This window comes from Streptococcus oralis subsp. oralis, assembly GCF_002096445.1.
GTDB lineage: Bacteria > Bacillota > Bacilli > Lactobacillales > Streptococcaceae > Streptococcus > Streptococcus oralis_N.
This window is the reverse complement of record NZ_NCUK01000013.1, coordinates 925,234-939,198: the sequence shown is the minus strand read 5'-3', so window position 1 is coordinate 939,198 and position 13,965 is coordinate 925,234. Positions and strand designations below refer to the sequence as shown.

13 protein-coding genes and 2 tRNA genes are annotated in these 13,965 nt (G+C 40.7%); all 15 read left to right on the top strand.

Features of this window, described 5'->3' with window-relative positions; genetic code table 11:
• Window positions 1-76: 76 nt before the first annotated feature.
• The 15 genes from B7721_RS07945 (at window position 77) to sufD (ending at window position 13,955) form a co-directional block, all read left to right on the top strand.
• Window positions 77-817, top strand: coding sequence for a DUF6261 family protein (locus tag B7721_RS07945; RefSeq protein ID WP_000875589.1), 741 nt, complete (start codon window positions 77-79; stop codon window positions 815-817).
• Window positions 818-854: 37 nt separating this feature from the next.
• Window positions 855-1,943, top strand: a complete 1,089-nt coding sequence (locus tag B7721_RS07940; protein WP_000287881.1) for a hypothetical protein — start codon at window positions 855-857, stop codon at window positions 1,941-1,943.
• A gap of 161 nt (window positions 1,944-2,104) precedes the next feature.
• A complete protein-coding gene (locus B7721_RS07935) occupies window positions 2,105-2,932 on the top strand; it encodes an aminoglycoside 6-adenylyltransferase (RefSeq protein WP_001258604.1) in 828 nt (275 codons plus the stop codon).
• Window positions 2,933-2,961: 29 nt separating this feature from the next.
• Window positions 2,962-3,522 carry a nucleotidyltransferase family protein gene (locus B7721_RS07930; protein WP_084878434.1) on the top strand — a complete coding sequence of 187 codons (561 nt, stop codon included), beginning with the start codon at window positions 2,962-2,964 and terminating at the stop codon, window positions 3,520-3,522.
• Between the two features lie 207 nt (window positions 3,523-3,729).
• Entirely contained in the window at window positions 3,730-6,210 is a 2,481-nt protein-coding gene (parC, locus tag B7721_RS07925) for a DNA topoisomerase IV subunit A (protein ID WP_084878432.1), read from the top strand.
• A 115-nt stretch (window positions 6,211-6,325) separates the two neighbouring features.
• A complete protein-coding gene (locus B7721_RS07920) occupies window positions 6,326-7,363 on the top strand; it encodes a branched-chain amino acid aminotransferase (protein WP_320410136.1) in 1,038 nt (345 codons plus the stop codon).
• 112 nt (window positions 7,364-7,475) lie between these two features.
• On the top strand, window positions 7,476-7,706 hold the full coding sequence (locus B7721_RS07915) for a DUF2969 domain-containing protein (protein ID WP_000037107.1): 231 nt from the start codon (window positions 7,476-7,478) through the stop codon (window positions 7,704-7,706).
• A gap of 49 nt (window positions 7,707-7,755) precedes the next feature.
• A tRNA-Tyr gene (locus tag B7721_RS07910) sits at window positions 7,756-7,836 on the top strand.
• An 8-nt stretch (window positions 7,837-7,844) separates the two neighbouring features.
• A tRNA-Gln gene (locus B7721_RS07905) sits at window positions 7,845-7,916 on the top strand.
• A gap of 164 nt (window positions 7,917-8,080) precedes the next feature.
• Window positions 8,081-9,283, top strand: coding sequence for a 30S ribosomal protein S1 (rpsA, locus tag B7721_RS07900; protein ID WP_001001616.1), 1,203 nt, complete (start codon window positions 8,081-8,083; stop codon window positions 9,281-9,283).
• Between the two features lie 82 nt (window positions 9,284-9,365).
• Window positions 9,366-9,863 carry a GAF domain-containing protein gene (locus B7721_RS07895; protein ID WP_084878429.1) on the top strand — a complete coding sequence of 166 codons (498 nt, stop codon included), beginning with the start codon at window positions 9,366-9,368 and terminating at the stop codon, window positions 9,861-9,863.
• Window positions 9,863-11,521, top strand: a complete 1,659-nt coding sequence (gene dnaX, locus B7721_RS07890; protein WP_084878427.1) for a DNA polymerase III subunit gamma/tau — start codon at window positions 9,863-9,865, stop codon at window positions 11,519-11,521. The genes B7721_RS07895 and dnaX overlap by 1 nt, the downstream gene beginning before the upstream one ends.
• A gap of 27 nt (window positions 11,522-11,548) precedes the next feature.
• The gene (locus B7721_RS07885; protein WP_000198269.1) at window positions 11,549-11,743 is read left to right on the top strand and encodes a DUF3272 family protein; all 195 of its coding nucleotides are present in this window, start codon (window positions 11,549-11,551) and stop codon (window positions 11,741-11,743) included.
• Between the two features lie 151 nt (window positions 11,744-11,894).
• Window positions 11,895-12,665 carry a Fe-S cluster assembly ATPase SufC gene (gene sufC, locus B7721_RS07880; RefSeq protein ID WP_000114489.1) on the top strand — a complete coding sequence of 257 codons (771 nt, stop codon included), beginning with the start codon at window positions 11,895-11,897 and terminating at the stop codon, window positions 12,663-12,665.
• Window positions 12,666-12,692: 27 nt separating this feature from the next.
• Entirely contained in the window at window positions 12,693-13,955 is a 1,263-nt protein-coding gene (gene sufD / locus B7721_RS07875; RefSeq protein WP_084878425.1) for a Fe-S cluster assembly protein SufD, read from the top strand.
• Window positions 13,956-13,965: the final 10 nt, after the last annotated feature.

Sequence of the window (13,965 nt, the reverse complement as noted above, 5' to 3'; positions counted from 1 at the left end):
AAAATCCGACATCCATTCTGCCAAGTGGGAGACTTTCACCTAAATAAACAATTTAATGAAATTTTAGGAGAAAAAAATGAAATATAAGATTACAAATTTAGATATAACTCGATTGGAAGGACAAAGTTTCTTTCAACTGTTGAGCGACAGTCTTGCTGCTGTTGATAGTTTTGCAAAAGCGAATAAGACGGAATTAGTCTATATCAGCAAGACCTCCGTCATGGAGCCTTTATTGGAACAATTCCAATCATGCCTTCATAACATTCGTGCAGGAAAATTCACAGAAAACATGGAGAAAACAGACCGTGAGCGTGATGATGCTCTAGTGACTTTGTTATCCTTTATCAAGGCTTTTTCGCGTGTGAAAGTTCCAGCTATTCAGACTGCCTATGAACAGCTAAATCCGCTTTTCAAACAATACAAAGGCATTATGACGACCAGTTATGAAAAAGAAACGGAAAGTATTAACCACCTCTTGAAACAGTTGGCACAGAGCGACTACCAATCCTCCATACAAGTACTAAATTTGACGGAACACGTCCAAAACTTAAAAGCTGCCCAAGCAAAATTTGAGAAGGTCTACAAGGAGCGCTTGGCTGAGCAAGCTGGGAAAACACCTAGCCAAGCAAAGGCTTTGCGTGTTGAATTGACAGAGTTGTACGAGTTTCTTGTTGATTTCACAGCAATCAATGCCTACGCCTACCCAGACAAAGCCTACTTTGCCAGCCTCCGTGACCATCTCAACGCTATCCGTAGTCGCTATAAAAAACTCAAACCAGCTAAGAAGGCGAAGGAAGAAGCGACGGAGGCGAATTAAAAGTTTATCGTAAATACTTTTTTGCAAGGAGGATGTTATGTATACTGAACAAAGAATATTACAAAGACTTGGATTAGAAAATCAAGAAGAATTACTTGGTTTTTTAGACCTTAGCAATAGACTTGATAAGATTAAATACTTCTATCCCGAATTTCAATTCAGCACAAATAATTTAATTGAAATTTCATGGGAAAATGATGGATATTTTAAGCTAATCGGCTCCGATAATAAAAAAACAAAGGGAACTACTTCTTTTAGAAGAGGATGGGAAACGATTTTAAAGTTTCCTGTTAGAAACAATAATAGTGATGATTTGGGACCATTAAATGACACTCCGGATGCTTTTCCGAAAGGAAATATTCCAAAAGGGGATAGTGATGATTGGTACTTTCACAGAGGTCATGTTTTTGCTAGAAGATTCCATAAATATGTAGTTGGATATGAAATTTTAAATGCTGAACGTCAGCATACCCAAGAAAAGTGGTCTAAATTTTCTATCGATTCTCGGGATAAAAATCTTTTTACACAATTTTCTAAAGCAAATAAAGCGCAAGCAGAAATCGAAGAAAAAGTGTACCAGTTATTGCAAAGTGAAGAATCAGTCTATTATGAAGTGAAACTAGTCTTTAAAAATTCAAGTGACAAATATCCTATTGGAACTGAAATATTTTTTTTACCCATATTATCACCAGACGAGTTTGACCACTATTTTATTCCAAATGTTGATTCTGGTTTTGATTTGGAAAACTCACAAACGGACTATGCTGATTTTTATAAGAATGGATATAGTGAAGAAGATCATAGAGAGTTTTTTGCTGATAGTGATAGAAAACATAAAAATTGGCAGATTAGCGAGAATGAATCTTGTAGTATAGAGTCGAATGGTGGTAATTTTTCTATTAGAGAATTACCTAAGATAGCGGTAGATAGTCTCATTGAAAATCTGAAAACTGATCGGGAAATTAAATCGTATAAGGATGTTCAAGATGGGAAGCAATTGAAATTTTCGGGTGTAACATTAACTCATTATCCTTCTACAGGTACGCTGTTATTACAGGGGAATAAATTGCAAGAGTTTGAAGAGGTCAAACAATACCTTTTAGACTATCTGTCTAAGGAAGACTGACAGTACAATCTTGATATTAACTGATTCTAATAGACCAAATTAGAAAAGAAAGAAGAGTAATATGTAAAACAATTCGATAAAAAATCTGATTGATTATTTCTGTTATTTTATAGTCATATTCTTTTCAAAACTAATATAAATAAAAATTAGCAGGTATTCCCATGAGAACTGAAACCGAGATGTTTAATGTGATTTTGCAAACCGCAAAAGTGCTACAGGTTGACGCTGTCGCCATGTCCGGCTCACGGACAAATCCAAACGCCCCCAAGGACGAGTTCCAAGATTATGATGTGGTCTACATTATGGAGGATTTGGATGGTCTGACGGCCGACCTTGCTTGGTTGGAAGAATTTGGCAAGCGCATGATTGAGCAGCATGTCCTACTAGACCATCGCCGCCTCTATCTCATGCTCTTTGAAGATGGCAATCGGATAGATTTGACCCTCTGCCCCAAAGATCACATTCAAGAGTGGGTGGATAGTGAAGCTGATTTCACGGTGCTAGAGGACACTAAGGGCTTATTTGCGCCATATTCTCCAAATCCTCAGCGTTACTGGACAAGTCCAGCTAGTGAGATAGATTTTGAAAAAGCCTGCAATGAATTTTGGTGGGTCTCTGCCTATGTAGTGAAGGGCATTTGTCGGAATCAGCTCATCTATGCGACTGACCATCTCTACGATATTTGCCAACAAGAACTCTTGAAGGTCTTAGCTTGGCAGGTCGCAAGTGATAAGGGGACTGTCGACGTCGGCAAGAACTACAAGTATCTCTTTAACTATTTACCTCCTGAGAAAGAGAAGGGATTCTCAGCTCTACTTGATTTTTCAAGTAAAGAGAAAATCACTCAGTCTTTGTTTGCTACGATGCAACTTTTCCACCAAGAGGCTCAATCCCTTGCTCACAAGATGGGTTTTGACTACAAGAAGGACGTGGCTGAGAAGATGATTGAGTATGCTGAGGAAAGAGTGAAGAAGTTTGGGAATAACTAGAAAAATGAAAAAGCGAGAGGAGAAGACTCATGATTGAAAAAGTGGAACGCCTCATTACAGAGATTAATCGTATTCATCTAGAATATTCTAAAGATTATTTTGAAACAGGTAAAGTGGAGAAAATCAATCTCAAGCATACCTTTTCAAAAGTTCCGACTAAAGCGATTTTGGCCTACCGTCTGAATTTACATGAGTCAATTAATGACTATCTGATGAAAGCGGATGTCCAAGATATTGCCTATGTTTATCGTGTCAAAACTTCTGAGTCTATTATAGATAAAATTACACGTTTTTCCGAGCGTCAAGAGGGCTATCCTGTGAATTCCATTCTTAATGATATTTTTGGTGCTCGTATGATTTTAAGTTCTAAAGAGATAGCTCAAGTCATGGACAAATTAGATGATTGGCAAGAGATGTACGGACTAAAAAATTGGTATTTACGTGATAAAGATGGCTATGTCGGTATTCATATCTATTTTAAAAATAAAAGTAATTTTTACTACCCATGGGAACTCCAACTTTGGGATAAGAAAGATGTAGATAGCAATATCGCCAGTCATATCAAGTATAAACGAGGATTTGTGGAGTAGATATTTCAAGTGGAAATGATGACACAGGAATTGGGTGAAACTCACTTACCATATATTTTTTCCCTTTTCCATAAAACCTATTCTATATTCTTTGAAAGGAGTTGAACACGCCCTAAATACTGTGTGAAAAAGATAAATTCTCTTGTGAGCATCGCTCGCTTTAAGAATTTCCTATTTTCACTTTGCATTTTACGGGCTTAGTATCCTATGTCTAACATTCAAAACATGTCCCTGGAGGACATCATGGGAGAGCGCTTTGGTCGCTACTCCAAGTATATTATTCAAGACCGGGCTTTACCAGACATTCGGGATGGTTTGAAGCCGGTTCAGCGCCGTATTCTTTATTCTATGAATAAGGATGGTAATACCTTTGACAAGAGCTACCGTAAGTCGGCCAAGTCTGTCGGGAACATCATGGGGAATTTCCACCCACACGGTGACAGTTCCATCTATGATGCCATGGTTCGTATGTCTCAGGACTGGAAAAATCGTGAGATTCTGGTTGAAATGCACGGTAATAACGGTTCTATGGACGGAGATCCGCCTGCGGCTATGCGTTATACCGAGGCACGTTTGTCTGAAATTGCTGGGTACCTTCTTCAGGATATCGAGAAAAAGACAGTTCCTTTTGCTTGGAACTTTGACGATACCGAGAAAGAACCTACGGTTTTGCCAGCAGCATTTCCAAACCTCTTGGTCAATGGTTCGACTGGGATTTCGGCTGGTTATGCTACAGACATTCCACCGCATAATTTGGCAGAGGTCATTGATGCGACTGTTTACATGATTGACCACCCAACAGCCAAGGTGGACAAGCTCATGGAATTCTTGCCTGGACCAGATTTCCCGACAGGAGGGATTATTCAAGGTCGTGACGAGATTAAAAAGGCCTATGAAACTGGTAAGGGGCGCGTGGTTGTTCGATCTAAGACGGAGATTGAAAAGCTAAAAGGTGGTAAGGAGCAAATCGTAATCACTGAGATTCCTTATGAAATCAATAAGGCTAATCTAGTTAAGAAAATTGATGATGTTCGTGTCAATAACAAGGTGGCAGGTATTGCTGAGGTTCGTGATGAGTCTGACCGTGACGGTCTTCGTATCGCTATTGAACTTAAGAAAGACTCGAATACCGAGCTCGTACTCAACTATCTCTTCAAATATACTGACTTGCAAATCAACTACAACTTTAACATGGTGGCGATTGACAATTTCACGCCTCGTCAGGTCGGGATTGTTCCAATCTTGTCTAGCTACATCGCCCACCGTCGTGAAGTAATTTTGGCTCGTTCCCGCTTTGACAAGGAAAAAGCTGAGAAACGTCTCCATATCGTTGAAGGTTTGATTCGCGTGATTTCGATTTTGGATGAAGTCATTGCTCTTATCCGTGCTTCTGAGAACAAGGCTGACGCCAAGGAAAACCTCAAGGTCAGCTATGAGTTTACAGAAGAGCAGGCTGAAGCCATCGTGACCTTACAACTTTACCGTTTGACCAATACAGACGTGGTTGTCTTGCAGGAAGAAGAAGCAGAATTGCGTGAAAAGATTGCCATGCTTGCGGCTATCATCGGTGATGAACGGACTATGTACAATCTCATGAAGAAAGAACTTCGTGAGGTCAAGAAGAAATTTGCGACACCACGTTTGAGTACTTTGGAAGATACTGCGAAAGCAATCGAGATTGACACAGCTAGTTTGATTGCCGAGGAAGATACCTATGTCAGCGTGACTAAGGCTGGCTATATCAAGCGTACTAGCCCACGTTCCTTTGCGGCATCCACTCTGGAAGAAATTGGCAAGCGTGATGATGATCGTTTGATCTTTGTTCAATCTGCAAAGACAACCCAGCATCTCTTGATGTTCACGACTCTTGGGAATGTCATCTATCGACCAATCCACGAATTAGCAGATATTCGTTGGAAGGATATCGGAGAGCATCTGAGCCAGACCATTACAAACTTTGAAACTAACGAAGAAATTCTCTATGCAGAAGTCGTGGATCAGTTTGATGATGCGACAACCTACTTTGCTGCAACTCGCCTTGGTCAAATCAAGCGTGTAGAACGCAAAGAATTCTCTCCATGGCGGACCTACAAGTCGAAGTCTGTTAAGTACGCTAAACTCAAAGACGAGACAGACCAAATTGTAGCAGTGGCTCCGATTAAACTAGATGATGTACTCTTGATTAGCCAAAACGGTTACGCCCTTCGTTTCAATATAGAAGAGGTTCCAGTTGTTGGTGCCAAGGCGGCAGGTGTTAAGGCTATGAACCTGAAAGCAGATGATGCGCTTCAGTCTGCCTTTATCTGTAACACCTCATCCTTCTACCTCTTGACCCAACGTGGAAGCTTGAAACGCGTTTCCATTGAGGAAATTCCAGCGACCGGCCGTGCCAAACGAGGCCTACAAGTCTTGCGTGAGTTGAAAAACAAACCGCACCGAGTCTTCTTGGCTGGAGCAGTTGCAGAGCAAGGTTTCGTTGGTGATCTCTTTAGTACAGAAGTAGAAGAAAACGACCAAACGCTGCTTGTCCAATCTAACAAGGGAACAATCTATGAAAGCCGATTGCAAGACCTCAACTTGTCAGAACGTACTAGCAATGGAAGCTTTATATCAGACACCATTTCAGATGAAGAAGTTTTCGATGCTTACCTCAAAGAAGTCTTTAAAGAGGATAAAGCGAGTTCGTAAAAAGAATCAGCCCTCTGGGCTGATTTCTTTATGTTGAAAAAATTTTCAGAAAATTACAAATAATACTTGAAATTTTACTAGAAAAGTGTAGAATAGAACACATAGTTTGAATAGTATAAAGGAGAAACACATGACAGTTGCAATTGATTGGGAAAACCTTGGATTTGCTTATATGAAACTACCTTACCGTTATATCGCTCACTACAAAAATGGTCAATGGGATCAAGGAGAATTGACAGAGGATGCAACCTTGCATATTTCAGAGTCTTCTCCAAGTCTCCACTATGGACAGCAAGCATTTGAGGGATTGAAAGCCTATCGTACCAAGGACGGCAGTGTTCAATTGTTCCGTCCTGACGAAAATGCCAAGCGTTTGCAACGGACTTGTGACCGTCTTTTGATGCCACAAGTTCCGACAGAAATGTTTGTAGAAGCTTGTAAAGCAGTTGTGCGTGCAAATGAAGAATACGTCCCACCATATGGAACAGGTGGAACCCTTTATCTTCGTCCGCTGTTGATTGGTGTTGGAGATATTATCGGGGTAAAACCAGCAGAAGAATATATTTTTACCATCTTTGCTATGCCAGTTGGTAACTATTTTAAAGGTGGATTGGTTCCAACCAACTTCTTGATTCAGGATGAATACGACCGTGCAGCTCCGAATGGTACAGGTGCGGCCAAGGTAGGTGGAAACTACGCTGCCAGTCTTCTACCAGGTAAAATGGCCAAGTCACGCCATTTCTCAGATGTTATCTACTTAGACCCATCTACACATACAAAGATTGAAGAAGTCGGATCAGCCAACTTCTTTGGAATTACGGCAGACAATGAATTTGTTACGCCGTTGAGTCCATCCATCTTGCCATCTATTACCAAGTATTCTTTGCTTTATTTGGCAGAACACCGCTTGGGCTTGACTCCGATTGAAGGCGATGTCCCAATTGATAATTTGGATCGTTTTGTAGAGGCAGGAGCTTGTGGTACAGCAGCGGTCATTTCGCCAATTGGAGGTATCCAACATGGCGATGATTTCCATGTTTTCTATAGTGAAACAGAAGTAGGTCCTGTTACACGTAAACTTTATGATGAATTGACCGGTATCCAATTTGGTGATGTAGAAGCGCCTGAAGGATGGATTGTCAAAGTGGACTAAAAGACACGAAGCAAAGAGAAACTCCATAGCAGTTGTAAGGACTGAAATGGAGTTTTTTCTTGCTAGTTTGAGCATTTTCTTGTACAATAGAAAAAGTGAAAAGAGGTAGAGTATGAGTAAAAAAGATAAGAAAATTGAAATTCAATTAACGGATGCAAAAGTGACTGTTGGAAAAGACAGCTATGAAGGATACGTTTTGACGATCGGGAAAAAGGTTATTGGAGAAATTGCCGAATTAGATAGCCAATTTGCCATCATAAAGAATGGAAATGTCGATAGTTTTTATAAAAAACTTGAAAAAGCTGTGGAAATTTTGATTGAAAACTATAATTTGACAAAATAATACTTGTTTTATTGAAAATTTCATGATATAATAGTTCTCGTTAAACATTGGAGAGATAGCGAAGAGGCTAAACGCGGCGGACTGTAAATCCGCTCCTTCGGGTTCGGGGGTTCGAATCCCTCTCTCTCCATTCATCAATGGGGTATAGCCAAGCGGTAAGGCAAGGGACTTTGACTCCCTCATGCGTTGGTTCGAATCCAGCTACCCCAGTTCTTAGGTAATAAATTCAAGATAAAAAGAAAAATATCTTAGGGTATTTTATTTTTATAATTGAAAGACGTGAACGATATGAACATGTCTTTGCGGGTGCTTAGGAAAAAAATTATAAGTATGTCAAGTTTTTGAAAAAACTTGATTGTTGGAGGATTTTTTAGATGAACGAATTTGAAGATTTGCTAAATAGCGTTAGCCAAGTTGAGCCTGGTGATGTTGTTAGTGCTGAAGTATTGACAGTTGATGCGACTCAAGCTAACGTTGCAATCTCTGGGACTGGTGTTGAAGGTGTCTTGACTCTTCGCGAATTGACAAACGATCGCGATGCAGATATCAATGACTTTGTGAAAGTAGGAGAAGTATTGGATGTTCTTGTACTTCGTCAAGTAGTTGGTAAAGATACTGATACAGTTACATACCTTGTATCTAAAAAACGCCTTGAAGCTCGCAAAGCATGGGACAAACTTGTAGGACGCGAAGAAGAAGTTGTTACTGTTAAAGGAACTCGTGCCGTTAAAGGTGGACTTTCAGTAGAATTTGAAGGCGTGCGTGGATTTATCCCAGCTTCAATGTTGGACACTCGTTTCGTACGTAACACTGAGCGTTTCGTAGGTCAAGAATTTGATGCTAAAATCAAAGAAGTTGACGCTAAAGAGAACCGCTTCATCCTTTCACGTCGTGAAGTTGTTGAAGCAGCTACTGCAGCAGCTCGTGCTGAAGTATTCGGTAAATTGGCTGTTGGTGATGTCGTAACTGGTAAAGTTGCTCGTATCACTAGCTTTGGTGCTTTCATCGACCTTGGTGGAGTTGACGGATTGGTTCACTTGACTGAATTGTCACACGAACGTAACGTATCACCTAAATCAGTTGTAACTGTTGGTGAAGAAATCGAAGTGAAGATCCTTGATCTTAACGAAGAAGAAGGACGCGTATCACTTTCACTTAAAGCAACAACACCTGGACCATGGGATGGTGTTGAGCAAAAATTGGCTAAAGGTGATGTAGTAGAAGGAACAGTTAAACGTTTGACTGACTTTGGTGCATTTGTAGAAGTATTGCCAGGTATCGATGGACTTGTTCACGTATCACAAATTTCACACAAACGTATCGAAAATCCAAAAGAAGCTCTTACTGTTGGTCAAGAAGTTACTGTAAAAGTCCTTGATGTTAACGCTGACGCAGAACGTGTATCACTTTCTATCAAAGCTCTTGAAGAACGTCCAGCTCAAGAAGAAGGACAAAAAGAAGAAAAACGTGCTGCTCGTCCACGTCGTCCAAAACGTCAAGAAAAACGTGATTTCGAACTTCCAGAAACACAAACAGGATTCTCAATGGCTGACTTGTTCGGTGATATCGAACTTTAATCAAATTGATAATCACAAAATCCTTTGTTTAAAACAAGGGATTTTTCTTTTGTCTCTATCTCATTTTTGATATAATAGTTCTATGTTAGATTCAGAAAAACAATCACAATATCAATTGTTAAATGAGGAACTTTCTTATTTACTTGAAGGTGAGAGCAATGTTCTTGCCAATCTTTCGAATGCTAGTGCCCTCCTAAAATCGCGCTTCCCTAATACTGTATTTGCAGGGTTTTATCTGTTTGATGGTAGCGAGTTGGTTTTAGGGCCTTTTCAGGGTGGCGTTTCGTGCATTCGCATTCCGCTTGGGAAAGGCGTGTGTGGAGAAGCTGCTGAGTTTCAAGAGACTGTTTTAGTTGGGGATGTGAGCACCTATCCAAACTACATTTCTTGTGATAGTATGGCCAAGAGTGAAATCGTGGTTCCTATGCTCAAGAATGGTCAATTGCTGGGTGTCTTAGACCTGGATTCTTCACTTATTGATGATTACAATGCCGTTGACCGCGATTACTTGGAACAATTTGTCGCTATTTTGCTTGAGAAGACAGAATGGGACTTTACGATGTTTGAGGAGAAAGCCTAATGTATCAAGCACTTTATCGAAAATATAGAAGTCAAACTTTTTCACAATTGGTCGGACAAGAGGTTGTGGCTAAAACCCTAAAACAAGCGGTCGAGCAGGAAAAGATTAGTCATGCCTATCTTTTCTCAGGCCCTCGTGGGACTGGGAAGACCAGTGTAGCCAAGATTTTTGCCAAGGCTATGAACTGTCCGAACCAAGTGAATGGAGAACCGTGTAATAACTGCTATATCTGCCAAGCAGTGACAGAAGGTAGCCTAGAAGATGTTATCGAAATGGATGCGGCTTCGAATAATGGAGTCGATGAAATCCGTGAAATTCGTGATAAATCCACCTATGCTCCTAGTTTGGCACGTTATAAGGTCTATATCATAGACGAGGTTCATATGCTGTCTACAGGAGCTTTTAATGCGCTTTTAAAGACGCTAGAAGAACCAACTCAAAATGTTGTCTTTATCTTGGCGACTACCGAATTGCACAAGATTCCAGCAACTATTTTATCGCGTGTCCAACGTTTTGAGTTTAAGTCGATTAGAACGCAAGATATCACAGCACATATTCATCATATTTTAGAAAAAGAAAATATCAGTTCTGAACCAGAGGCTGTGGAAATCATTGCTAGACGGGCTGAAGGTGGAATGCGGGATGCCTTGTCTATTCTGGACCAAGCTTTGAGTTTAACACAGGGGAATGCTTTAACTACAGCTATCTCTGAGGAGATTACAGGCACCATTAGTCTGTCAGCACTTGATGACTATGTAGCTGCCTTGTCTCAGCAGGATGTTTCAAAAGCTCTTGATTCTTTGAATCTTTTGTTTGAAAATGGCAAGAGCATGACTCGTTTTGTGACGGATCTTTTACAGTACTTGCGTGATCTACTAGTTGTTCAGACAGGTGGCGAAAATACTCATCACAGTCCAGTTTTTATGGACAATCTAGCTCTTTCTCAGGAAAGTCTCTTTGAAATGATTCGAATAGCGACTGTGAGCTTGGCGGATATGAAAGCAAGCCTACAACCTAAGATTTATGCTGAGATGATGACCATTCGTTTAGCGGAGATTAAGCCTGAACCAGTGCTTTCAGAAGCTGTCGAGAGTGAAATTTCTACACTAAGACAGGAAGTCGCTCGTCTCAAACAAGAACTTGCCAATGTTGGAACAGCTCCTAAACAAGTAGCGCCAGTCCCTAGCCGTCCAGCCACTTCTAAGACTGTCTATCGAGTAGACCGTAATAAGGTTCAGGCTATCCTACAAGAAGCTGTTGAAAATCCTGAATTGGCACGGCAAAACTTGATTCGCCTCCAGAATGCGTGGGGAGAAGTGATCGAAAGCTTAGCTGGTCCTGATAAGGCTCTGCTTGTTGGTTCTCAACCAGTTGCGGCCAACGAACACCATGCTATTTTAGCTTTTGAATCTAATTTCAATGCAGGGCAAACCATGAAACGGGATAACCTCAATACCATGTTTGGCAATATTCTCAGCCAGGCGGCTGGATTTTCACCTGAAATCCTGGCAATTTCCCTAGAGGAATGGAAAGAGGTTCGTGCAGCATTTTCAGCTAGAAACAAGTCTTCTCAAGCTGATCAAGAGGCGGAAGAAGAAAGCCTAATTCCAGAAGGATTTGAATTTCTGGCTGATAAAGTCATGGTCGAAGAAGACTAAAAGTGGATTTCATGGTACAATAATTCTATGACTAGACAACAATTTATCGTGATAGCACTATTTACTGCTGCTGAGACTTATTTTTTCAATGAAGCTTGGATGACGGGTCGCTATTTCATGGCAGCCTTTTGGGCCATTCTTCTTTTTCGAAATTTTAGGTTAAGTTATGTAATGGGGAAAATAGTAGATGCCATTGATCAGCACCTAAACCGCAAGGATTAGTCACTAGCTTCTAAACAAAATCAAAGCCTTTTAGGCTTTTTTTTGTTATACTAGTAGAGTATATTTATGGACCTTTTCTTGTATTTTTTGAGAAATGTAAGTGATTTCTCTAAGGATAAAGGGAGTAGGCCAGAAAAAGAAAGGAACTATCATGTCAGTATTAGAGATCAAAGATCTTCACGTTGAGATTGAAGGAAAAGAAATTTTGAAAGGAGTCAATCTGACTCTGAAAACAGGAGAAATCGCAGCTATCATGGGACCAAATGGTACTGGTAAATCAACTCTTTCTGCAGCTATCATGGGGAACCCTAACTATGAGGTTACAAAAGGGGAGGTCTTGTTTGATGGTGTAAACATCCTTGAATTGGAAGTGGACGAGCGTGCGCGTATGGGACTTTTCCTTGCTATGCAGTACCCATCAGAAATTCCTGGAATCACCAATGCTGAATTTCTTCGTGCAGCTATGAATGCTGGTAAAGAAGATGATGAAAAGATTTCAGTTCGTGAGTTTATCACTAAACTAGACGAGAAAATGGAATTGCTCAATATGAAAGAAGAAATGGCAGAGCGTTACCTTAACGAAGGTTTCTCTGGTGGTGAGAAAAAACGTAATGAAATTCTTCAACTCTTGATGTTGGAACCAACTTTTGCCCTTTTAGATGAGATTGACTCAGGTCTTGATATTGACGCCCTTAAAGTCGTATCGAAAGGTGTCAATGCTATGCGTGGTGAAGGTTTTGGTGCTATGATCATCACTCACTACCAACGTCTTTTGAACTACATCACACCAGACGTGGTCCACGTGATGATGGAAGGTCGTGTGGTTCTTTCTGGTGGTCCAGAATTGGCTGCACGCTTGGAACGTGAAGGATACGCGAAACTAGCTGAAGAACTTGGCTACGACTACAAGGAAGAATTGTAATTCCCTCGTATCTTTTAGGAGAAGTAAATGACTAAAGAGAATATTAAACTTTTTTCAGAAATGCACGCTGAACCAAGCTGGTTGGCTGACCTCCGTCAAAAAGCTTTTGATAAAATTGAGAGTTTGGAATTACCAGTTATTGAGCGTGTCAAATTTCACCGTTGGAATCTGGGAGATGGAACCATCATAGAAAGTGAACCTTCAGCAAATGTTCCTGACTTCACGGCTCTAGATAATCACTTGAAGTTGGTGCAAGTAGGAACGCAGACTGTTTTTGAACAAACTCCAGTTGAATTGGCTGAACAAGGAGTAGTCTTTACAGACTTTCACTCAGCTTTAGAAGAAATTCCAGAGCTTATTGAGGAATTCTTCATGTCATCTGTTAAGTATGACGATGACAAGTTGGCAGCCTACCATACAGCTTACTTTAACAGTGGTGCTGTTCTCTACATTCCTGATAATGTTGAGATTACAGAGCCAATCGAAGGAATTTTCTACCAAGACAGTGATAGCGATGTGCCATTTAACAAGCATATTATGATTATCGCTGGTAAAAATTCTAAGATTAGTTATCTTGAACGTCTAGAGTCACGAGGTGAAGGTAGTGCCAAGGCAACTGCTAATATCACGGTTGAAGTGATTGCTCGTTCAGGTGCGCAAGTGAAGTTTGCTGCTATTGACCGTTTAGGTGAAAATGTCACTGCCTACATTAGCCGTCGTGGTAAACTAGGCAACGATGCCAGCATTGACTGGGCAATCGGTGTCATGAACGAAGGAAATGTCGTTGCGGACTTTGATAGCGATTTGATTGGAAATGGTAGCCATGCTGACCTTAAAGTCGTAGCTCTTTCAAGTGGCCGTCAGGTGCAAGGGATTGATACTCGAGTGACTAACTATGGATGTAACTCAATCGGAAATATCCTCCAACATGGGGTTATCCTTGAAAAAGCTACCTTGACCTTCAATGGTATTGGCCACATTATCAAGGGTGCCAAGGGAGCAGATGCCCAACAAGAAAGTCGAGTTCTCATGCTTTCAGACCAAGCGCGTTCCGATGCCAACCCAATTCTTTTGATTGATGAAAATGACGTTACTGCAGGTCACGCGGCTTCTATCGGACAAGTAGATCCAGAAGATATGTACTATCTCATGAGTCGTGGCTTGGATAAGGCAACTGCAGAACGCTTGGTTGTTCGCGGTTTCCTTGGCTCCGTAATTGTTGAGATTCCAGTCAAAGAAGTTCGTGATGAAATGATTGCAACGATCGAAGAAAAATTGTCAAAACGCTAAGGGGAAGCCT

Excerpts from the sequence above, each read along its gene's own strand:
- B7721_RS07945 (WP_000875589.1), top strand. The coding sequence starts at position 77 with ATGAAATATAAGATTACAAATTTAGATATAACTCGATTGGAAGGACAA.
- B7721_RS07940 (WP_000287881.1), top strand. The coding sequence starts at position 855 with ATGTATACTGAACAAAGAATATTACAAAGACTTGGATTAGAAAATCAA.
- B7721_RS07935 (WP_001258604.1), top strand. The coding sequence starts at position 2,105 with ATGAGAACTGAAACCGAGATGTTTAATGTGATTTTGCAAACCGCAAAA.
- B7721_RS07930 (WP_084878434.1), top strand. The coding sequence starts at position 2,962 with ATGATTGAAAAAGTGGAACGCCTCATTACAGAGATTAATCGTATTCAT.
- parC (WP_084878432.1), top strand. The coding sequence starts at position 3,730 with ATGTCTAACATTCAAAACATGTCCCTGGAGGACATCATGGGAGAGCGC.
- B7721_RS07915 (WP_000037107.1), top strand. The coding sequence starts at position 7,476 with ATGAGTAAAAAAGATAAGAAAATTGAAATTCAATTAACGGATGCAAAA.
- rpsA (WP_001001616.1), top strand. The coding sequence starts at position 8,081 with ATGAACGAATTTGAAGATTTGCTAAATAGCGTTAGCCAAGTTGAGCCT.
- B7721_RS07895 (WP_084878429.1), top strand. The coding sequence starts at position 9,366 with ATGTTAGATTCAGAAAAACAATCACAATATCAATTGTTAAATGAGGAA.
- dnaX (WP_084878427.1), top strand. The coding sequence starts at position 9,863 with ATGTATCAAGCACTTTATCGAAAATATAGAAGTCAAACTTTTTCACAA.
- B7721_RS07885 (WP_000198269.1), top strand. The coding sequence starts at position 11,549 with ATGACTAGACAACAATTTATCGTGATAGCACTATTTACTGCTGCTGAG.
- sufC (WP_000114489.1), top strand. The coding sequence starts at position 11,895 with ATGTCAGTATTAGAGATCAAAGATCTTCACGTTGAGATTGAAGGAAAA.
- sufD (WP_084878425.1), top strand. The coding sequence starts at position 12,693 with ATGACTAAAGAGAATATTAAACTTTTTTCAGAAATGCACGCTGAACCA.